Genomic DNA, 15,577 nt, shown 5'->3' with positions numbered 1-15,577 from the left:
GTGGCGATCCGCGAACTCGACAGCACGCCGAGCCTGGCCACGCTGTACCCGAAGGCGCTGCTCGGCGGGGTCCTGCACAAGCCGTCGGGCGGCGAGCTGCCGGACACCGAGCTGGTGCGCACCGGCGTCGTCGTGGACCCGGCGCACCTCGCTGCGTACAACGCGGTGTGCGGGTTCCGGCTGAGCGACGAGCTGCCGGCGACGTACCCGCACATGCTGGCGTTCCCGCTGCAGATGGCGCTGATGACCGAGCCGGGTTTCCCGTTCCCGCTGCTCGGCATGGTGCACGTGGCGAACCGGATCACCCAGCACCGCGCGTTGCGGCTGGCCGAGCCGCTGACCGTGCGCGTGCGGACGGAGAACTTGCGCCCGCACGAGAAGGGCCGTCAGTTCGACGTCGTCAGCGAAGCCTGGACCGGGGACGACCTGGTTTGGCGCGACGTCAGCACGTACCTGCGGCGCGGCTCGGGTTCCGGGTCTTCATCGCGGCGTGAACAGCTCGTACCGCCGACGCCGGACGCGATCTGGCGGGTCCCGGGCGACATCGGCCGGCGCTACGCGGAGGTTTCGGGAGACCGCAACCCCATCCACCTGCACGCGCTGACGGCCCGTCTCTTCGGCTTCCCCCGCGCTATCGCGCACGGCATGTGGACGAAGGCGCACGCGCTGGCGGCGTTCGAGGGGCGGCTGCCGGAGGCGTTCACGGTGGACGTCCGCTTCAAGCAGCCGGTGCTGCTGCCGGCCAAGGCGGGCTTCACGTCGTGGGCTACTCCGGAGGGGTGGGCGTTCGAGCTGTGGAGCGCGTCGAAGCCGCACCTGGAAGGCTCGATCAGCTCACTCTGACGGCTTCCAGACCGCGCCCTCGATGAGGTCGTTGAAGCCGAGCCAGACGAGGTTCATCAGCCAGGAAGCCAGGACGCCGTCGGAGATATCGGGGTGGTCGAGGGCCCAGTCGGCCAGCGACTCGGCCGCCCCGACCAGCGCCGCGGACAGGCCTTCGCCGGAAAACTCGGCCTGCTCGCCAACGCCCTTGCGGGTACCGGCGGACACCACGAGCACGGCGACCAGCTGGATCGCGCGCGCCCGCATGTCGGTGATCTCCGCGGCGAACGCACCGCCGACAGTCAGGGCCTGGCGGTGCAGGACCGTCCACGACTCGCGGTACTCGGCGACGAAGCGGTAGAAGGACCGCAGACCGTGCCAGAGCTGCATGTCGGGCGGCAGGTCGGGCTGCACGCCGGCCTGGATGGCCTCGAGCAGGCGCGTCGCCTCGCGGCGGATGCACGCGCCGAAGAGGTCTTCCTTCGAGCCGAGGTAGGTGTAGATCATCGGCTTCGAGACGCCGGCGACGTCGGAGATCTCGTCCATCGACGCGGCGTGGTAGCCGTGGCGCGAGAAGACCTGGACGGCCGCGTCCAGGATCTGCCGTTCGCGCACCGCACGCGGCAGCCGTCTGGCCCGTTCGGGCGGACGCTGGTCTTCCTCTGACACGCTGGACCTCCTCGTTGCTGCCCGGAGACGGTACCGGGAGCGGACCCGCGAGAGTGATTTCGGCACGCTTGCCCGCCTACCTACTGGCAAGTAGTATTACCCTCGGGTAACTGGAGAGGGGTGACCATGGCCGAAAACGCCGGGATGACCAGCGCCGATCGGATCGCGGAGCTCCAGGGGGCAGCGCTGCTCGACGCGCTGGAGCGCCTCGACCCGCTGAGCCCCGAGGCCCATTCCCTCGACGTCAACACGCTCGCCGACGCGCTGAATCCGCGTGATCTCCGCAAGGACGACTTCCGCAGGCTGTTGAACGCGCTCGTGCGGTTGGCTTCTCGCGCCCCGGCGTTCGACCTGAGCAAAGTAGACCCGGCCCGGTTCGCATCCCTGGTGGCCTCGGCATCGCGCGCGCAACTCGAGAGCGTCGTCTCCGACCGCCTGCTGCGGGAGCGGGTGCTGGACGAGATCTTCGCCCGCATGGGCGCGCACATCAGGCCGGAAAGGGCCCGCGACCTGCAGGCGGTGGTCCACTGGCGCCTCTCGGGCGGAGTGGGCGAAGGCGGCTACGACCGCTACGAGACGGCGATTTCGCACGGCTCGTGCACGGTGAGCCGCGAGATGCACGGCCGCCCCCGCGTCACGATCACGATCGCCCCGGCCGACTTCTTCCGGCTCATCACCCACCAGGCGACGCCGGCGGTGTTGTTCGTCACGGGAAGAATCAAAGTCAAAGGTGACCTGGCCTTCGCGGCCGGGCTGATCGGTTTCTTCGACTTACCGCACCCCGTATAGTCCGCCCGTGCCCCGAAACGCGAAATGGCGCCTCCCGCGCCCCCATCGTGCCCGCGGCGGCCACGTGGTGAACGCGTTCGCGGAGAAGCTGGTCATCGGTCGCCTGACGCCCGAGCAGTTCGCCCAGGTTCTGGAAACCCTGCACATGCTGGGCGAAGCGGGCGCGGGCATCGAGCTGAGCTCCCTGTCGACGGACGTCTTGGTGGACGTGGTCCGCCGCGCTTCCCGCGACCAGCTGAAGGCGATCGCCGGCCACCCGGAGCTACGCGCGGTTTTTCTGGATGAGATATTCCGGCGAATGTCGGAGCATTTCTCACCGTCGCGCGCACGTCACGTGGATTTTGTGGTTTCGTGGCGCTTTTTGGACGGCTCCGGCGAAGATGGATACGACCGCTTCCAGACGGTGATCGAGGACGGAGTGTGCGTCTCTTCGATGGACTTGTCGCGGACGCCGGACACCACGATCACGCTGTCGGTGGAGGACTTCATCCGCATGGCGACGGGCAACGCGGCGGTGGCGGCGATGTTCGTGACGGGCCGGGTGAAGGTGAAGGGTGAGTACGCCCCCGCGGTGCGCTTCTCCAGCTACTTCGACCTCCCCAAGCCGTCTGGGGACTAGCTGTCGCACGTCGGTGACACCAAACTGTCGGTGTCCACCTTTAGGGTGGACTCATGAGTCTTGCTGCTGAAGGACCTGCCGAGGCTGGGCAGATCGGGGAGATTCCTGGCGTCGCCGAGGGCCAGCTTTTCCCCAGCCGGGAAGAGTTGGCCCGAGCGGGCGTCCACCGGGAGGTGCGGGCAGGGATCACTGGAAAGGCTGCACGAGGAGCCGAATCTATCGTGCTGTCCGGCGGATACGACGATATCGATCGTGGTGACACCCTCATCTATACTGGGCATGGTGGGCAAAACGAAGCAAAAGAGCAGGTTTCTGACCAGAGCTTCTCAGCTCGAGGAAATGCCGCACTCAAGACAAGTATGATCCTAGCTGCACCTGTGCGAGTAATTCGCGGTCGCGGGAAGAACGAGCGGCGAAATGCTCACATATTTAATCCACCTTTGCATGGCTATCGCTATGACGGGTTATATTTCGTCGTCGAGTGTCGGTATGAAGTAATCGACGATTTCAGGATGTGTCGGTTTGTTATGGTTAAGGCAGACCCTGTCGATACCATCACTCCTTCGGGTAGTTTCGAGATATCTTCGGAAAAGTGGCATGGTGGCCTGCCTCTGGGAAATTCAAATCCTGACCGACGGGCTGTCAATGGATCTAGGGTGTCACGTTCGGCTGAAGTCGCCAACTCTGTGAAGAAACTCTATGACCACACGTGCCAAATTTGTGGCAATCGACTGGAGGTGAGTGGACGCGGATATTCTGAGGGAGCACATATTCAGCCGGTGAGTGGGGGACATGACGGCCCGGATGTACCGGAGAACATGCTGTGTCTATGTCCTAACTGTCACGTGCAATTCGACTACGGCGCAATCATCATCCACGAGGACTACACTCTGACATGTAACGGTGAGCCGGTCGGAGAGTTGCGCCGAAGTCCGGCTCACCGTATCGACAAGATGCATCTTGCCTACCATTGTCAGCGGTTTACTGAGTAATCGATGACTGTAGTATTACGCTGTTCTGGTAGGTTCGTATGTTTCAAGGCTTGGTATGCGGATCTCGTAACACCGTTGCAGAAAAGGTCTCAGTGCGAGCGCGGATAATTTCAGGTGTCCACTCCTCGTATTCCAGGACCTGAACGCTCCGAGGGAACGAGGTCACGCGATCTTTTAGATATGTAACCTTTTTCTGTTCAAACTCTCGATTGCTGGCCTTTGAGTTCTTACTCTTGCTCAGAAGAACCAAATTTCCGGCGCTGTCTGTCAATTCTTCTCGCTCACTGCGACTAAAAGCTGTATCCCACCTGCCACCTTTCTTTGGCGTCTGCGGCAAGACGTGTTCTATGGATCGGACCTGAAAATGTCGAGCGTGGTCAAGCTCGTCTGCGACAATCTCCGCTCGAACGAGTAGATATTTGGCATGACTTGCCGTGTAGAAGTTTTGTGCGCGACAGGCATCTTCGATCTTTGACGTCGAGATAGTTATTTCTGCGACTATCTCATCGGGTGTTGTGGCCTTATCAATATTCTTGAGTATGCTCGTGTAGACGCCATATCGCTCGTCCTTTCGAGTACCCGCCACCCAATGATCGAGGTATATCTTTTCGATTAAAAGAACAAAGTCGTATAAACGACAGTTGTCAAACTTCGCCGCGAAGGCGAGAACGCAGGCCTTCCACTCGGAAGCTGAGAAGTACGTTACCATCGCTTCCATTAGTGTTTGGTAAGCGACGTGAGGCGCGTCGCCTGCAGGATCGAGATAGTCCCTGTCAACGAAGAGCGCGTCGTACAGATCAACGTACTTCTCAAGCTGATCCAAGAACTCGGGACCAGGCTTTGGCATCTTGGGCTGACCTAAGATCTTCTGTTCAAATTCTTTATGAAGATCGAATTGAGGTTTTTCTTTAATGTATATCAATCGCAACAGGCTGAAGATATTCTCGAATTGTGTTTCGCCGAGCTGATTCTCCATCTCCTCCCATTGGAGTGCGTATTTTGCTCTTGAGTCGGCTGTCGTTACGTAGGACGGGTCAAGGTTGTAAGCCTTCAGGACATCTATCCGTCGAAGCTGCTTCCCTCTGTCGTTCACTACCGTAAAGAGACGGAACGCGTCCTCGAATGTGTCAGTTGCTACATAGATGAGCGTGCAATTTTGAGTGACGAAGATCGCAAAGCTCTCGCGATCTTGCTCGCGCATCGCGTGGAGTTTTTCCCAAAAGACTGAACGCGCAGACTCGTATCGTCGACTTATGGCGTTCTTCAGTTCTGAATCAGCTAGCGGTTGCGAGGTGCCACCCGGAGTTCCGATCATTGCGTTGAAAACTGCTTGATCTTTGACTTGCAGTCTATTCCTGGAGGGGATCGAATCTAGCTTCTTGGCGGCCTGAAATATTTTCTCGTGTATTTCTAGGGTAAGAGTATTATCATCAGTTGTGGCAAGTGAATCTCTCATGCAAGCCAAAAGGATACATAGAGCGGTTAGTCGCTGCTGCCCATCTACAACATCATACTCCCCGTCCCTGCTCTTGTGTAGAACGAGAGTTCCGAGAAAATATGGCTCGTCACGTTGAGCGGAGTCGAGATCGTCAATCAAATTTGTGAAATCTTCGTCATCCCACAGGAAGGGGCGCTGGTATTCTGGAATTCGGAAGAAGAAGTCTTGTGAGAAAAGTTTCGTTAGTGGGATCATCTCACTTTCAAGCTTCTTTGCCACTTATTGCCTTTCCTTGCTAAGCTTGAGAATTCTGTCGTGTCGGCGCGAATGACTATCGACTCGGTGCGAAGCGCTCTGGCGCTACCTCCCTCAAACTGCGGCTCAGTGGCACCTGAAGACCAGGCTGTGGGTTTACGGTGGCGGTCATGCCACGTAAGGCTCACTCGATCGTGTCATGTCGGGCTCGCTTGAGCTAGAGGTATCTGACGCTGCGTTAGGGTCGACGGTGGGTAGGTCTTATGCGTTGCTCAGAAGGCTGCACACCTGGGCGGGCCCAATCGACTCAGTGTGACAACCCGGGTTCGAATCAGCGGCGCATCAAAAGTTCAGAGACTGCCCGGATACGGTGGGAGGTCGCGAATCAGCGAGTCGAGGACGCTTTCTTCCTCGACTTTCGTAGCGAGTTCGGTCATCGCCGGTGCGAGGTCCGGGTCCCAACTGGCGACGGCAGGGATACCGGTGAGCGCGGTGCCGGGGTGGGCGGCGGCCACCCTGCGGTAGGTCGCCGCGTCGAAACGCCAAGGGCGGACCGGGAGGCGCTCGAAGAGGACGTTGGCGATGCGGATGCCGCCCCAGTCGAAGTCCCCGTGGTAGCGCAACTCGGCTCCGGCGTCGGCCAGGGCGCGGAGCAGGTGCATAACGGCCGCTCCTGGCTGGCCGTGGGTGCACACCAATGGCGGGCACGCGACGCCGAGGCGGTCGGCCGCAGTCGTGACGACGACCGGGTTTTCGCAGATGGCGACCGGGATCGCGGTCAGGCGGGGTGGGTCGGCGACGAGCTGGCGGAGCGTCAGGACCACCGGCTGGCCGGCGGAACGGAACGCGGCGAGGGCGCGGCCGGTGGCCGTGTGCGGGTCGCCGGGGAAACCGAAGGTGAGCACCGTGCTGGAGACGTCGTCGCGCAGAACGCCGACCGCGGCCCACGTTTCCCGGCTCGACGACTCCGGCAGGCCGGCCAGCGCGCGGGCGGCGCCGAGGGCGAGGGTGGCCAGCGGGCGGCCGTCGTCGAGGGCGTGGGCGTCGTGGGCCGTGCGGGCGGCGAACGTTCCGAGGGGTTCGCCGGCTGACGGCAGTTCGGCGACGACTCGCGCGAGGTCGGCGAGCAGGGGTTCGGCGGATTCGGGGGTGCCGGCCAGGCGCCGGACGAGTCCGTTCGCGTGCAGGCGGGTGTGCCAGTCCGCGAGTTCCGGGCGGGTTTCGACGAGAGCGGCCAGCGGTGCGAAGGCGCGTCGCCAGGCGGCGTCGACGGCGGCCGCGCGTTCGTTGCGGTCGGTGATCGGGCCCGTCAGGGCGATGATGGCGGCGGGCAGGCCGGCGGGGCTCGCGCCGGAGCTGCGGAGGATCCCGTCGACGGCGGGCAGCGACACGGTCAGCGTGTTCCCGGCGCGTGGACGACGGCCGAGCAGCCGGTGTACGGCGTCGCGCTGCGCCGGGGTGGCGGCTGTGAGGGTCACCGAGGTGTCGAGCGTTTCGCCGCGTTCGAGGCGCTTGCGGACCCGCTCGATCAGCCAGGTCAGCTCGCCGCCCAGGAGGCGGGTGAGCCGGTCGAGGTCAGGTGAGATCGTCGAACTCTCCGGCTTTGACGCCCTTGAGCCAGGCGCTCATCTCGGCACGGGTGAAGTAGGTGACGCCATCGCCCGGATGGTTGCTGTTGCGGATCGCGATCCGGCCGTCCGGCAACTCAGCCGCCTCCACGCAGGTGTCACCGTTGGAGCCGCCGTCATTGGAGAAGCTGCTCTTGCGCCAGGTGAGGTTGGCCAGAGGGTTCATCGGTGACCTCCTCCAGTCTTGCTAACGGTACTGCTCAAGTGCTTCAGCGATGGCTTCGGCGGACCTCTCGCCGGTCAACGCCTGCTGGGTGAGCATACCGAAGCGCAGTGTCCATGAGCGGACTCGCTCACGATCCTCGATGTAGAACGTTCCGGGCGGACCCTCGAAGTAGCCGATGTCCGGGATGGGGTCGGGCAGGGTGAGCAGAGAGAAAGGTCCGAACAAGCCCGGGCCGCCGCCGGAGACCTTGGGCAAGATCTGGATCGTGACGTTCGGCTTCTCGGTCATGGCCAATAGTTTGCGTAGCTGGCCATACATGACATCCGTGTCGCCGACGATCCGGTGCAGGACGAACTCGTCCAGGATGAAGTGCAGATCGGGTGCGTCGGTCTTGGTGATGACCTGCTGGCGGGCGATCCTGGCCGCGACCCGTTGTTCCAGCTCGCCGGCCGTGTACTGCTCGGCACTCATCGAGAGAATCAGGGCCCGCGCGTAATCGGAGGTCTGCAACAGGCCGTGGATGAGCTGGTTCTGGAAGTCGCGCATCGCGACCAGACCGCTTTCCAGGCTGAGCAGCGGCTGGACCATTGTGGCCACGGCGCCTTGGTACTGGTGCCACCAGTCGCGCTTGCGCGAGTCGATGGCGAGCTGGGCCAACGCCTCCAGGGCTTCCGGATCATCGATTCCATAAGCGGTCAGAAGCTGGCTGACCTCGCGGGGCCTGAGGTTGTGCTCCCGGTTTTCGACTCGGGACAGCTTCGACCGTGACCAGTTGCCCTCGCCCTGCCGAAGTCGATCGACGGCTTCGTCCTGGGTGAGATTCGCTCTCTCCCGGAGGACTTTCACCGTCGCGGCGAGCTGCCAACGGCGGACGATCGACACGTTGCCGCCCATACCTGCGGTCACCAGGCCTCCGATCGAGTGAAAGGTGGAACTTCCAGTTTTCGGAAGTGGACTGTCTATGGTCAGGTTAGACGTACACCGGGTACCGGTGCAAACACTCTCCGTAGGAGGTCCGGATGGTAGCCGACGAGGAAGGCCCGCTTTGTGATCAGGCGGAGTTCGACGAACTGGTCAACGGCATGGTCGCCACCTTCGCACCGCGGTTGTTCGCCATCGTGCAGGAGTACGGAGACCGCTTTGACGCACGGATCGCCGCGTGGGGCATGGCTTTCGACGACGAGGACGAGGTCGAAGTGATCAGCGTCGGTGGTGCGCTGCGGATGTCCTACCGCACCCCGGACCGGGCGTTGCGGAGTTTCGCCCGGCATCCGTAGGTGTCGGCGCGGGTGGTGTGGGTTGCCTGATCAGTCCCAGAGGCCGTCCGTCGCCGCGGCGACCGGTTCCGGCTCGGCGACCGCGGCGGGGCGCTCCAGCTTCGAGCGCCGGTGGCCGTCCCACGCCCAGTTCGTGACCAGGACCGCGTTCACCCCGTCGACCCGGGACAGCTGGGAAATCGCCAGGCCCGGCACCTCCGGGTAGCAGCCCCATTCCCGTTCGCTGGTCATCACCACGTCCAGGTCGAACGCCGCGAGCAGGCCCAGATACTTCGCGCGGGCGTTGTCGTCGACGCCGGCGAAGGCTTCGTCCAGGGTCACCAGGCGCGGGGCGTGCGGACTGCCCGCGGACGCGTAGTGCGAGGACGCCGCGGCGAACAGCGGCACGCTCGCGGCCAGCACCCGCTCGCCGCCCGAGGCCGGGCCGGTGGCCGGTTTCCACTGGCCGTTCTGGTGGCGCTGGATGACGAACCGGTTCCAGGCGCGGTAGTCGAGCGCTTCGGTGAGATGCTCCAGCCAGGTGCCGGACGCGTCCCGGGCGCGGACTTCCGCGATCCTGGCCTGCAGGAAGCCGCCGACGGCGGCGCGGTCCGCCTCCGACCAGGCGTCGGCGGTCTGCCGCAGCAGCCGCTCCCGTGCCGCGGCCAGCCCAGCCGGGCCGTCTTCACGCGGTTTCCACTGCAGCCGTAGGCGCATTCCGGTGCTCGTCGGGCGATCGTCCAGCTCGTCGTTCATCCGGGCGACCTGGGCCTCGGCCGCGGAAATGAGTTCCTGCAGGGTGCTCGCCACCTCGTTGATCAGGTGGTTTTCCAGGATCTCGCGTTCCCGCTCGCTCAACAGGCGTTCCCGGTCGCCGACCTCGGTGCCCAGCGCGCTCGTCAGTTCGGGGACGGTCGCGGGTTTGCCGCGGAACTCGACCTCGACGACCAGACCGTCTTCGAGCAGGTCACCGGACGCTTTGCTGCCCTGTCGCGAAAGCGTGTCGGTGAGCGTCTTGAGTTCGTCGTTGACGCGTTTCTGCGCGCGGTCCCACGCGTTGTCGTCATCCGGGAGGTCGGCGAGTTCATCGTTGATCCGCCTGGCCAGCCGGACGGTCGGGTCGGGTGCCCACGGTTCGCCAGGGTCCGGGACAGCGAGGTCCGGCAGTGCGATGGCCAGGAGCCCGGTGGCGGCGAACCGCCGGAGCGAATCGGCGGCCGAGGCACGTTCGGCGGTCGCGGCTTCCAGCTCGTCCTTGAGGGTTTCGCGACGGCCGTCGGCCTTGCCGCGGGCGTTGATCGCCGCGTCCCGTTCGCGTCCGGCGGTTTCGGCGTCGGCTTCGTTGGTGCGGAGAGCTTTCGCGACCTCGGCGAGGTGTGCTTCGAGTTCGGCGACGGCGGCACCGACCGTTTCCCGGAGGGTCCGGTGCCGTTCGGTCGCGCCGGCCGCCTCGTGCTCGGCCGTGGCCGAGCGCTCCGCCACGTCCGTCAGGTGGAGTTCCGCTTCCTCGAGTTCGCCCGCTGCCTCGTCCGCTTCGCGGCCCGCCTCGGTGACGAGACCGGCTGTCGGCCACAACCCGGCCAGCGCGGTGCGGTAGGCGTTGAGTCCACTTTCTACTTCGGACAGTTCGGCCGCGGTGGCGGGCAACCCCGCATCGGTGGCGCCCTCGTCGAGGGTGACTTGCGCGGTTTCGGCGCGCTCGGTGGCCAGCCGGACCGTCTCGGCCGCGATCGACTGCTTCGCGACCAGCCGTTGTGCTTCCTCGGCGAGACGCTTGACGTCGGAGTGTGCTTCGCGCAGCGCCTCGTCGCCCGGAAGGCCGGACACCTCCGCGGCGAGGGTGACCTGGCGGGCATGGAGGACGCGCCGGGCTTCGGCCAGCTCGTCGAGCTGGGATTCCACTGTGGACAGCTCGGCGCGAAGGGTCGCCAGGCGAGCGCGTCGCGCGGCTTCACGAGCGCCGCGGCCGACGTACTCGGCGGCGGGCTTGTGCCACGAACCGGTCAGCACGCCGACGCGGTACGCGCCATCCACGCGTACCCACGTGTCGCTGTTCTCGCCGAGACCGATGGAGCCGAGCAACTCGGCCACGGTCTCCTCGGAAACGGCGTTGGCGTGCGGGTTCTCCCGGTCCACCGCCGGGATCAGCGCGGTGGCCAGGCTTGCCCCGCCGGCTTGCCCGCGCGGGACGAGGACGACGTCCTCGGTGTCCGGTGCGAGCAGCTCACCGGCCGGGGTGACCCAGGCATCAAGGATGCCCGCGCCTTCCAGAGCCGCTTCCAGCCCCGCGCGAGCCGCCGGCTCCACCTCGGCGGAGAAGTCGACGAGCTGCCAGAACGGCGCACCGGCCCGATCGACACGATCGGTGTTCTGCCTGGTGTAAGGCACCGGCGGGGCATTGTGGTCGCCCCGCTCCAGCCGTTCGATCTCGGCGGCCAGCTCATCGAGGCGAAGCCGCGCCGCGCGTTCTTCGGCTTCGCGAGCCGCGTCGGCACGCGCGAGGGCCGCAGCGGCGGTTTGGCCGGTGGCGGCGGCCGCGGCGGTTGCCGGGTTCGGGCCGTCGAGGGTTTCGACCCACAACTCCAGTTCGGCCAGCGTGGCGGCCGGATCGGCCAGCCGCAGCTCGATGGCCGCGTCGAGGTGGCGCCGCACCCCGGTGACCAGCTCGGTGCCACGTTCGGTGACCGTGGTCGCGGCCCCGGTCCGGCGCTGCGCGAGGTCGTCGGCCTCGGCGTCCAGCTCGTCGACCTTCCGGCGGGCTTCGGCCAGCTCCCCGAGGGCTTTCCCGGCGGCGCGGATCAACGCGTGGACCTGGTCGATCGCGTCCTTCTGACGCGTGGCCAGCTGCTCCGCGCCGGCCCGCAGCCGGGCAAGGTCGGGGCTTCCGGTCAGTGCCCCGTCGATCCGCTCGGTGTGCGGACCGGTGATCCTCGCGAGTTCCGCGGCTTCTCGGGCGGCTACCCGCGCTGTGTCCAGGTTGGCGCGGGCTGACGCGAGCCGGGACCCGGCGCGCTCGTGCCGTTCCCGGCGAGTGGCGAGCTTCGTGATGGCGTGAGTCCGCTCGCCGGCGAGCTGACCGGCACGCTCGGTGAGCTTTCGGGCGTCCTCGGCGGCGCGTTCGAGCTCGCGCGCGCTGCGCATTTCCGGGCTGGCGCGCAGGGCTTCGTCTCTGGCTTGCAGACGTTTCCGCTCGGTGCCCAGTTCTTCGAGGCGGGCCTTCGCCGTGGTCAACGCGGTTTCGGCTACCTGGTACGCCGTCTCGGCGGCGGCTAGGTTCTCACTGACCCGCCGGTACTCGGCCTGGGCACTGCGCGGCCGCGCCGCACGACGTCGTGACGCGATCCGCGCGTAACGGCTGTAGTGCCCGAGGAACGACTTCGCCGCGTCGTGTGCTTCGTTCATCGCGCGGAGCGACTCGCGGTCCTCCTCCAGGCTGCGGAACGCCTCGGCGACATCCGCGACGACCGCCTGGTCCAGCGGCGGCAACGCCTCGGTGAGTGCCGCCGACAACGCCTTTTCGCTGGGGCGCTTCGACAACTGCGGCTGGCGCAGCTGGACCAGCAGGTCCACCAGAGCGCCGTATCGTTGTTCGCCGAAGCCGAACAACGCCTCGTCGACGGCACGCCGGTAGTTGCGGGCGCGGTCGTAGATCGTGCCGTGCTCGCCGAGGGCGTCGCCGAGCCTGTCCCGGCTCAACGCCGTTCCTGTCGCGTCGAGCAGCTCCAGCCCGGCGCCCACGCGCTGCTCGGTGACGAAGTACCAGTGCCGCGCGATTCCCTTGCCGGACACGGCCTTCATCCCGCAGCCGAGAGTGTGGAACCGGGGCTCGCCGTCCTCGTCGATCCGGCCGAACTCCAGCCAGGTGTAGCCGAGCCGTTCCGGATACGGATGGGCTCCGCCGAGCAGGAGGTTCCACTCCATCTTCTTCTTCGGGTCGGCGTCCGGTTCGACGCGGTGCGGCGACAGATCGCCGTCCAGCAGGAACGGCAGCATCAGCGCGAGCACCTTGGACTTGCCGGTGCCGTTGTTGCCGCGCAGCAGCAACCGGCCGTCGCGGAACCAGAACTCCTCGGTGTCGTAGTAGAAGAGGTCGACCAGCCCGGCCCGCAGGGGCTGCCAGCGGGTCAGGGCCGGTTCGGGCAGGCGGCGGGTCATCGGCGTTCCTGAATCGTCGGTTCGGCCAGCGCGTAGCGGGACAGCGCCGGGCGAGCGGTGACCGTCTCGGCGGTCATGGTGATCAGCCGCAACGCTTCCAGCCGCACCAGCGCCGCCGCGGTCAACTCGGTTTCGGCGCCGGGCTCGGCCGAATTGCGCCGCCAGTAGCTGCGGTTTTCCGCGGCGAACTCGCGGATCTTGGCGTGCAGCTCGGTGAGCAGCACCGCCCGGCCAGTGCTGCTCGCGAGGTACTCCGCGAGCAGCAACGTCGCGTGGCCCTCGGTTCCGGTCTCGGGCATCCGGACGTCCGTGAGGTCGTCGGCCGGGTCGACCATCGCGATGCCCTCGGCGCGGACCTCGGCCTTCAGGCCGGTCAGCTCGACGATTCGGGCCGTGATCGCACCGCGCTGGCTGTTCAGATAGGCGAATTCGGCTTCGGTGAGCTCGTCGTAGTAGAGCACCGGCTCGTCCAGGAGCCGCCGGGTCAGCTGCTGCCGGATGCGCTGGTTGCGCAGCTCGTCCGTGGTGGGCGAGAGCTCCGCGGTGAGAGCCGCGAGCCGATCTTCGAAGGCCGTGGCCTGGACGGTCGACGGGCCACGTGGCGCGGCGAGCAACCCGGCGAGGACCCGGCGTTCGACGTCGTAAAGGACGTCGCCGGTGTCCTTGACGAACGCGTCCTCGTCGCCCGAGACCCGGCTGAGCACGCCCAGATCGAGCAGGAGCCGGACCACCGAGACCAGGTCCGTCCGCTCTTCGCGACCTTGGAGGGTGAAGGTGATCCCGGCTCCGGTCAGCTCCGGGTCGGCCGCGGCCAGCACGACCTGCTCGGCGAGCCGGCCGAGCGTGATCTGGGCGTCGGCGCGCTCCAAGGTCGCCAGCGCGAGGCAGAGCAGCACGTAACGGCGGCGGCCGAACGGCTGCTTCGAACGGACATCGCGGGCCGGATGGGTGTGATCCGCCGTGGTGGCGACGGTCTTGACCAGCCGGGCGACCTCGCTGTCGACGGTCAGCCGCCAGCCGGTGTTGCGGTCGAACCAGGCGCGCAGTTCACTCGTGTGCCTGCGGATCAAGGTGAAATCGTCGGACCCCTGTCCCGCCGCGCGGATGATCGGACGCCGGAGCAGGGCACGGGCGGCCCGGCGGAACTCGTCGGCGCGGGACACGGACAGGGCGTCGGCCAGCGAACTCACGCACTCGCCTCCTCGACGTCGTCCGCGGTGAGATCCACGATGTCGACCAGGTGATCCGGGCCGCGGAAAATCCCGTGCGGCGTCTTGATCTCCGCGAGTTCGGCGTTCTCCAGCGCGGTCAGCCGGATGGCCATGCTGCCGTCCGAGTTGGACACTGTCGTCGTGCCGACCGCGCGCTTCCCGGGCGTCCGGGCGGCGAGCGCGTCCCCGAGCAGGGCCAGGAACAGCCGGAACGCGGCCGGGTCGAGCTCGCCGAGGTCGGTCAGCCGGGTCGGGCGGCCGGTCACCAGCGCGGCCCGCGCGGCGGCCGTTTCGGCGGCTTCGCGGGCGGCCAGCTCGGCGAGGTACCGGCGTTGTTCGGAGCGGTCGACCACGCGGTTCGGCTTGCCACGGCGCTCGTAGCTGCCGGTCTTGCGCAGGCGCGGGCTGATTTCCAGGGACGGTGCCTGCGCCCAGGGCGTGCCGGCCGGGACCGGGTTCTCGTCCCGTGCTTGGAGCGTGTCCGAGTCGATCGTCAGGTGCCGGGACGCGGACAGCCCGAACGCGGACCGCCACAGCCGGTGCAGCGCGGCGTCGTCCGGCGCCTCCGCGAACCACTTCGCCAGGCTGCGGAAATCGGCGGAGCGGTCGGATCTCCCGGACCGTCGTTCGTTGAGCGCGGCCACGACCTGCAGCAGTTGCGGGATCGCCGCGCGCGCCTGTGAGCGAAGGAGTTTCGCCTGGCTCGGGTGCTGTGGCGCGCTGACGAACCAGGCACGCACGCCGTGCCACCGCTCCTGCCAGAGCGGCCGGACGCGCTCGAACTCCGGCCGCCGCGGGTCGTCTGTGCCGTCACTGTGTCCTGGCGCGGCGTCTTCCGCTTCCCGCCAAGCGGCGATGTCCAGCAGCGCGCCCACGCCGGGCCCTTCGATCTCCTCGATCAGCGACGCGATCTTCCCGCCGGTGCCGACCAGGTCCCGGATGAAGCGTTCGAGGTAGTCGATGAGCCGGTCCTTGTAGGCACGGAAAGCATCGATGTCGGCATCGTGGAGGTCGATGGTGCGCTGGAGCGAGCCCATGAAGGCCTGTGCGTTCCCGGCCAGGTCGGTGAAGCGGTCGACCAGGCCGCGGAGCAGCAGATGTACTTTCGCCGGATCGGGGGCGGCCTGCCGGGAGAGCTCCAGCAAGGCCTGCAGCTGGGTGGCGATGTCGGACAGGGCGACGGCCTGCAGTGCGCCGCGCCTGCCGAGGGCCTCGTCGTAGGCGGTGAGTGCCTGCTCGGCGGCCTCGCCACGCTCGGTCAGCTGGTACAGGAATCGGGCGCGGTGGAAGTCCTCGACCGTGGTGACGCGGCTCGTGTCGGGGTCGGCCCGCAGGTTCCCCCAGCTGACGAGCTTTGCGAGGGCGTCGGCGACCGAGGTCAGCTCGACGTCGTCCAGGGTTTCGCGCACGTCCTCCGGGCGCAGGTGCACGGTGAAACGGCGCTTGGCCTGGACGAACGCGCCCATGACGCTCCGGTATAGGGCGGTGTTCGGTGCCGTCAGATGCGCGAACGGCTGGAAATCCTGCACTGCCTTTCTCCTCCCGGACCCCTGCCGAGGGTACGGGTGGGCACCGAC

At 66.4% G+C, this 15,577-nt stretch carries 13 protein-coding genes; 5 read left to right on the top strand and 8 right to left on the bottom strand.

The window, feature by feature from the left end; genetic code table 11:
* Positions 1-843, top strand: coding sequence for a MaoC family dehydratase (locus tag A3CE_RS0122785; RefSeq protein WP_020642428.1), 843 nt, complete (start codon positions 1-3; stop codon positions 841-843).
* On the opposite strand, the gene A3CE_RS0122780 is transcribed toward A3CE_RS0122785, so the two are convergent.
* Positions 835-1,491 carry a TetR/AcrR family transcriptional regulator gene (locus A3CE_RS0122780; RefSeq protein ID WP_026468762.1) on the bottom strand — a complete coding sequence of 219 codons (657 nt, stop codon included), beginning with the start codon at positions 1,489-1,491 and terminating at the stop codon, positions 835-837. The two genes, A3CE_RS0122785 and A3CE_RS0122780, sit on opposite strands and share 9 nt — an antisense overlap.
* 126 nt (positions 1,492-1,617) lie before the next feature.
* Here A3CE_RS0122780 and A3CE_RS0122775 point away from each other — a divergent pair, with 126 nt between their 5' ends.
* The 3 genes from A3CE_RS0122775 (at position 1,618) to A3CE_RS55320 (ending at position 3,891) form a co-directional block, all read left to right on the top strand.
* Complete coding sequence (locus A3CE_RS0122775; protein WP_020642426.1) at positions 1,618-2,280, top strand: SCP2 sterol-binding domain-containing protein; 663 nt, start codon at positions 1,618-1,620, stop codon at positions 2,278-2,280.
* 67 nt (positions 2,281-2,347) lie between these two features.
* A complete protein-coding gene (locus A3CE_RS0122770) occupies positions 2,348-2,899 on the top strand; it encodes an SCP2 sterol-binding domain-containing protein (RefSeq protein ID WP_026468760.1) in 552 nt (183 codons plus the stop codon).
* A 53-nt stretch (positions 2,900-2,952) separates the two neighbouring features.
* The gene (locus tag A3CE_RS55320; protein ID WP_084641719.1) at positions 2,953-3,891 is read left to right on the top strand and encodes a YDG/SRA domain-containing protein; all 939 of its coding nucleotides are present in this window, start codon (positions 2,953-2,955) and stop codon (positions 3,889-3,891) included.
* Positions 3,892-3,934: 43 nt separating this feature from the next.
* On the opposite strand, the gene A3CE_RS55315 is transcribed toward A3CE_RS55320, so the two are convergent.
* The 4 genes from A3CE_RS55315 to A3CE_RS0122750 form a co-directional block, all read right to left on the bottom strand.
* Positions 3,935-5,608 carry a DUF262 domain-containing protein gene (locus A3CE_RS55315; protein ID WP_125591666.1) on the bottom strand — a complete coding sequence of 558 codons (1,674 nt, stop codon included), beginning with the start codon at positions 5,606-5,608 and terminating at the stop codon, positions 3,935-3,937.
* Between the two features lie 326 nt (positions 5,609-5,934).
* On the bottom strand, positions 5,935-7,062 hold the full coding sequence (locus tag A3CE_RS0122760; protein ID WP_020642423.1) for a TIGR02679 family protein: 1,128 nt from the start codon (positions 7,060-7,062) through the stop codon (positions 5,935-5,937).
* A gap of 97 nt (positions 7,063-7,159) precedes the next feature.
* Complete coding sequence (locus tag A3CE_RS0122755) at positions 7,160-7,378, bottom strand: DUF397 domain-containing protein (protein WP_020642422.1); 219 nt, start codon at positions 7,376-7,378, stop codon at positions 7,160-7,162.
* Between the two features lie 21 nt (positions 7,379-7,399).
* Entirely contained in the window at positions 7,400-8,284 is an 885-nt protein-coding gene (locus A3CE_RS0122750) for a helix-turn-helix domain-containing protein (protein ID WP_026468758.1), read from the bottom strand.
* A gap of 113 nt (positions 8,285-8,397) precedes the next feature.
* Between A3CE_RS0122750 and A3CE_RS51500 the strand changes: the two genes are divergently transcribed.
* Complete coding sequence (locus tag A3CE_RS51500) at positions 8,398-8,655, top strand: hypothetical protein (RefSeq protein ID WP_020642420.1); 258 nt, start codon at positions 8,398-8,400, stop codon at positions 8,653-8,655.
* A 30-nt stretch (positions 8,656-8,685) separates the two neighbouring features.
* On the opposite strand, the gene A3CE_RS0122740 is transcribed toward A3CE_RS51500, so the two are convergent.
* Genes A3CE_RS0122740 through A3CE_RS0122730 form a run of 3 tightly spaced genes read right to left on the bottom strand, consistent with a single transcriptional unit; the run spans position 8,686 to position 15,529 of the window.
* Entirely contained in the window at positions 8,686-12,789 is a 4,104-nt protein-coding gene (locus A3CE_RS0122740) for a TIGR02680 family protein (protein WP_020642419.1), read from the bottom strand.
* A complete protein-coding gene (locus tag A3CE_RS0122735) occupies positions 12,786-13,979 on the bottom strand; it encodes a TIGR02678 family protein (RefSeq protein ID WP_020642418.1) in 1,194 nt (397 codons plus the stop codon). The genes A3CE_RS0122740 and A3CE_RS0122735 overlap by 4 nt, the downstream gene beginning before the upstream one ends.
* Positions 13,976-15,529 carry a TIGR02677 family protein gene (locus A3CE_RS0122730; protein ID WP_020642417.1) on the bottom strand — a complete coding sequence of 518 codons (1,554 nt, stop codon included), beginning with the start codon at positions 15,527-15,529 and terminating at the stop codon, positions 13,976-13,978. Before A3CE_RS0122730 ends, A3CE_RS0122735 begins: the two co-directional genes overlap by 4 nt.
* Positions 15,530-15,577 lie beyond the last annotated feature (48 nt).

The organism is Amycolatopsis balhimycina FH 1894 (genome assembly GCF_000384295.1).
Lineage (GTDB): Bacteria > Actinomycetota > Actinomycetes > Mycobacteriales > Pseudonocardiaceae > Amycolatopsis > Amycolatopsis balhimycina.
Note: the sequence above shows the minus strand (reverse complement) of the source record. Positions and strands in the feature narration are given on the sequence as shown.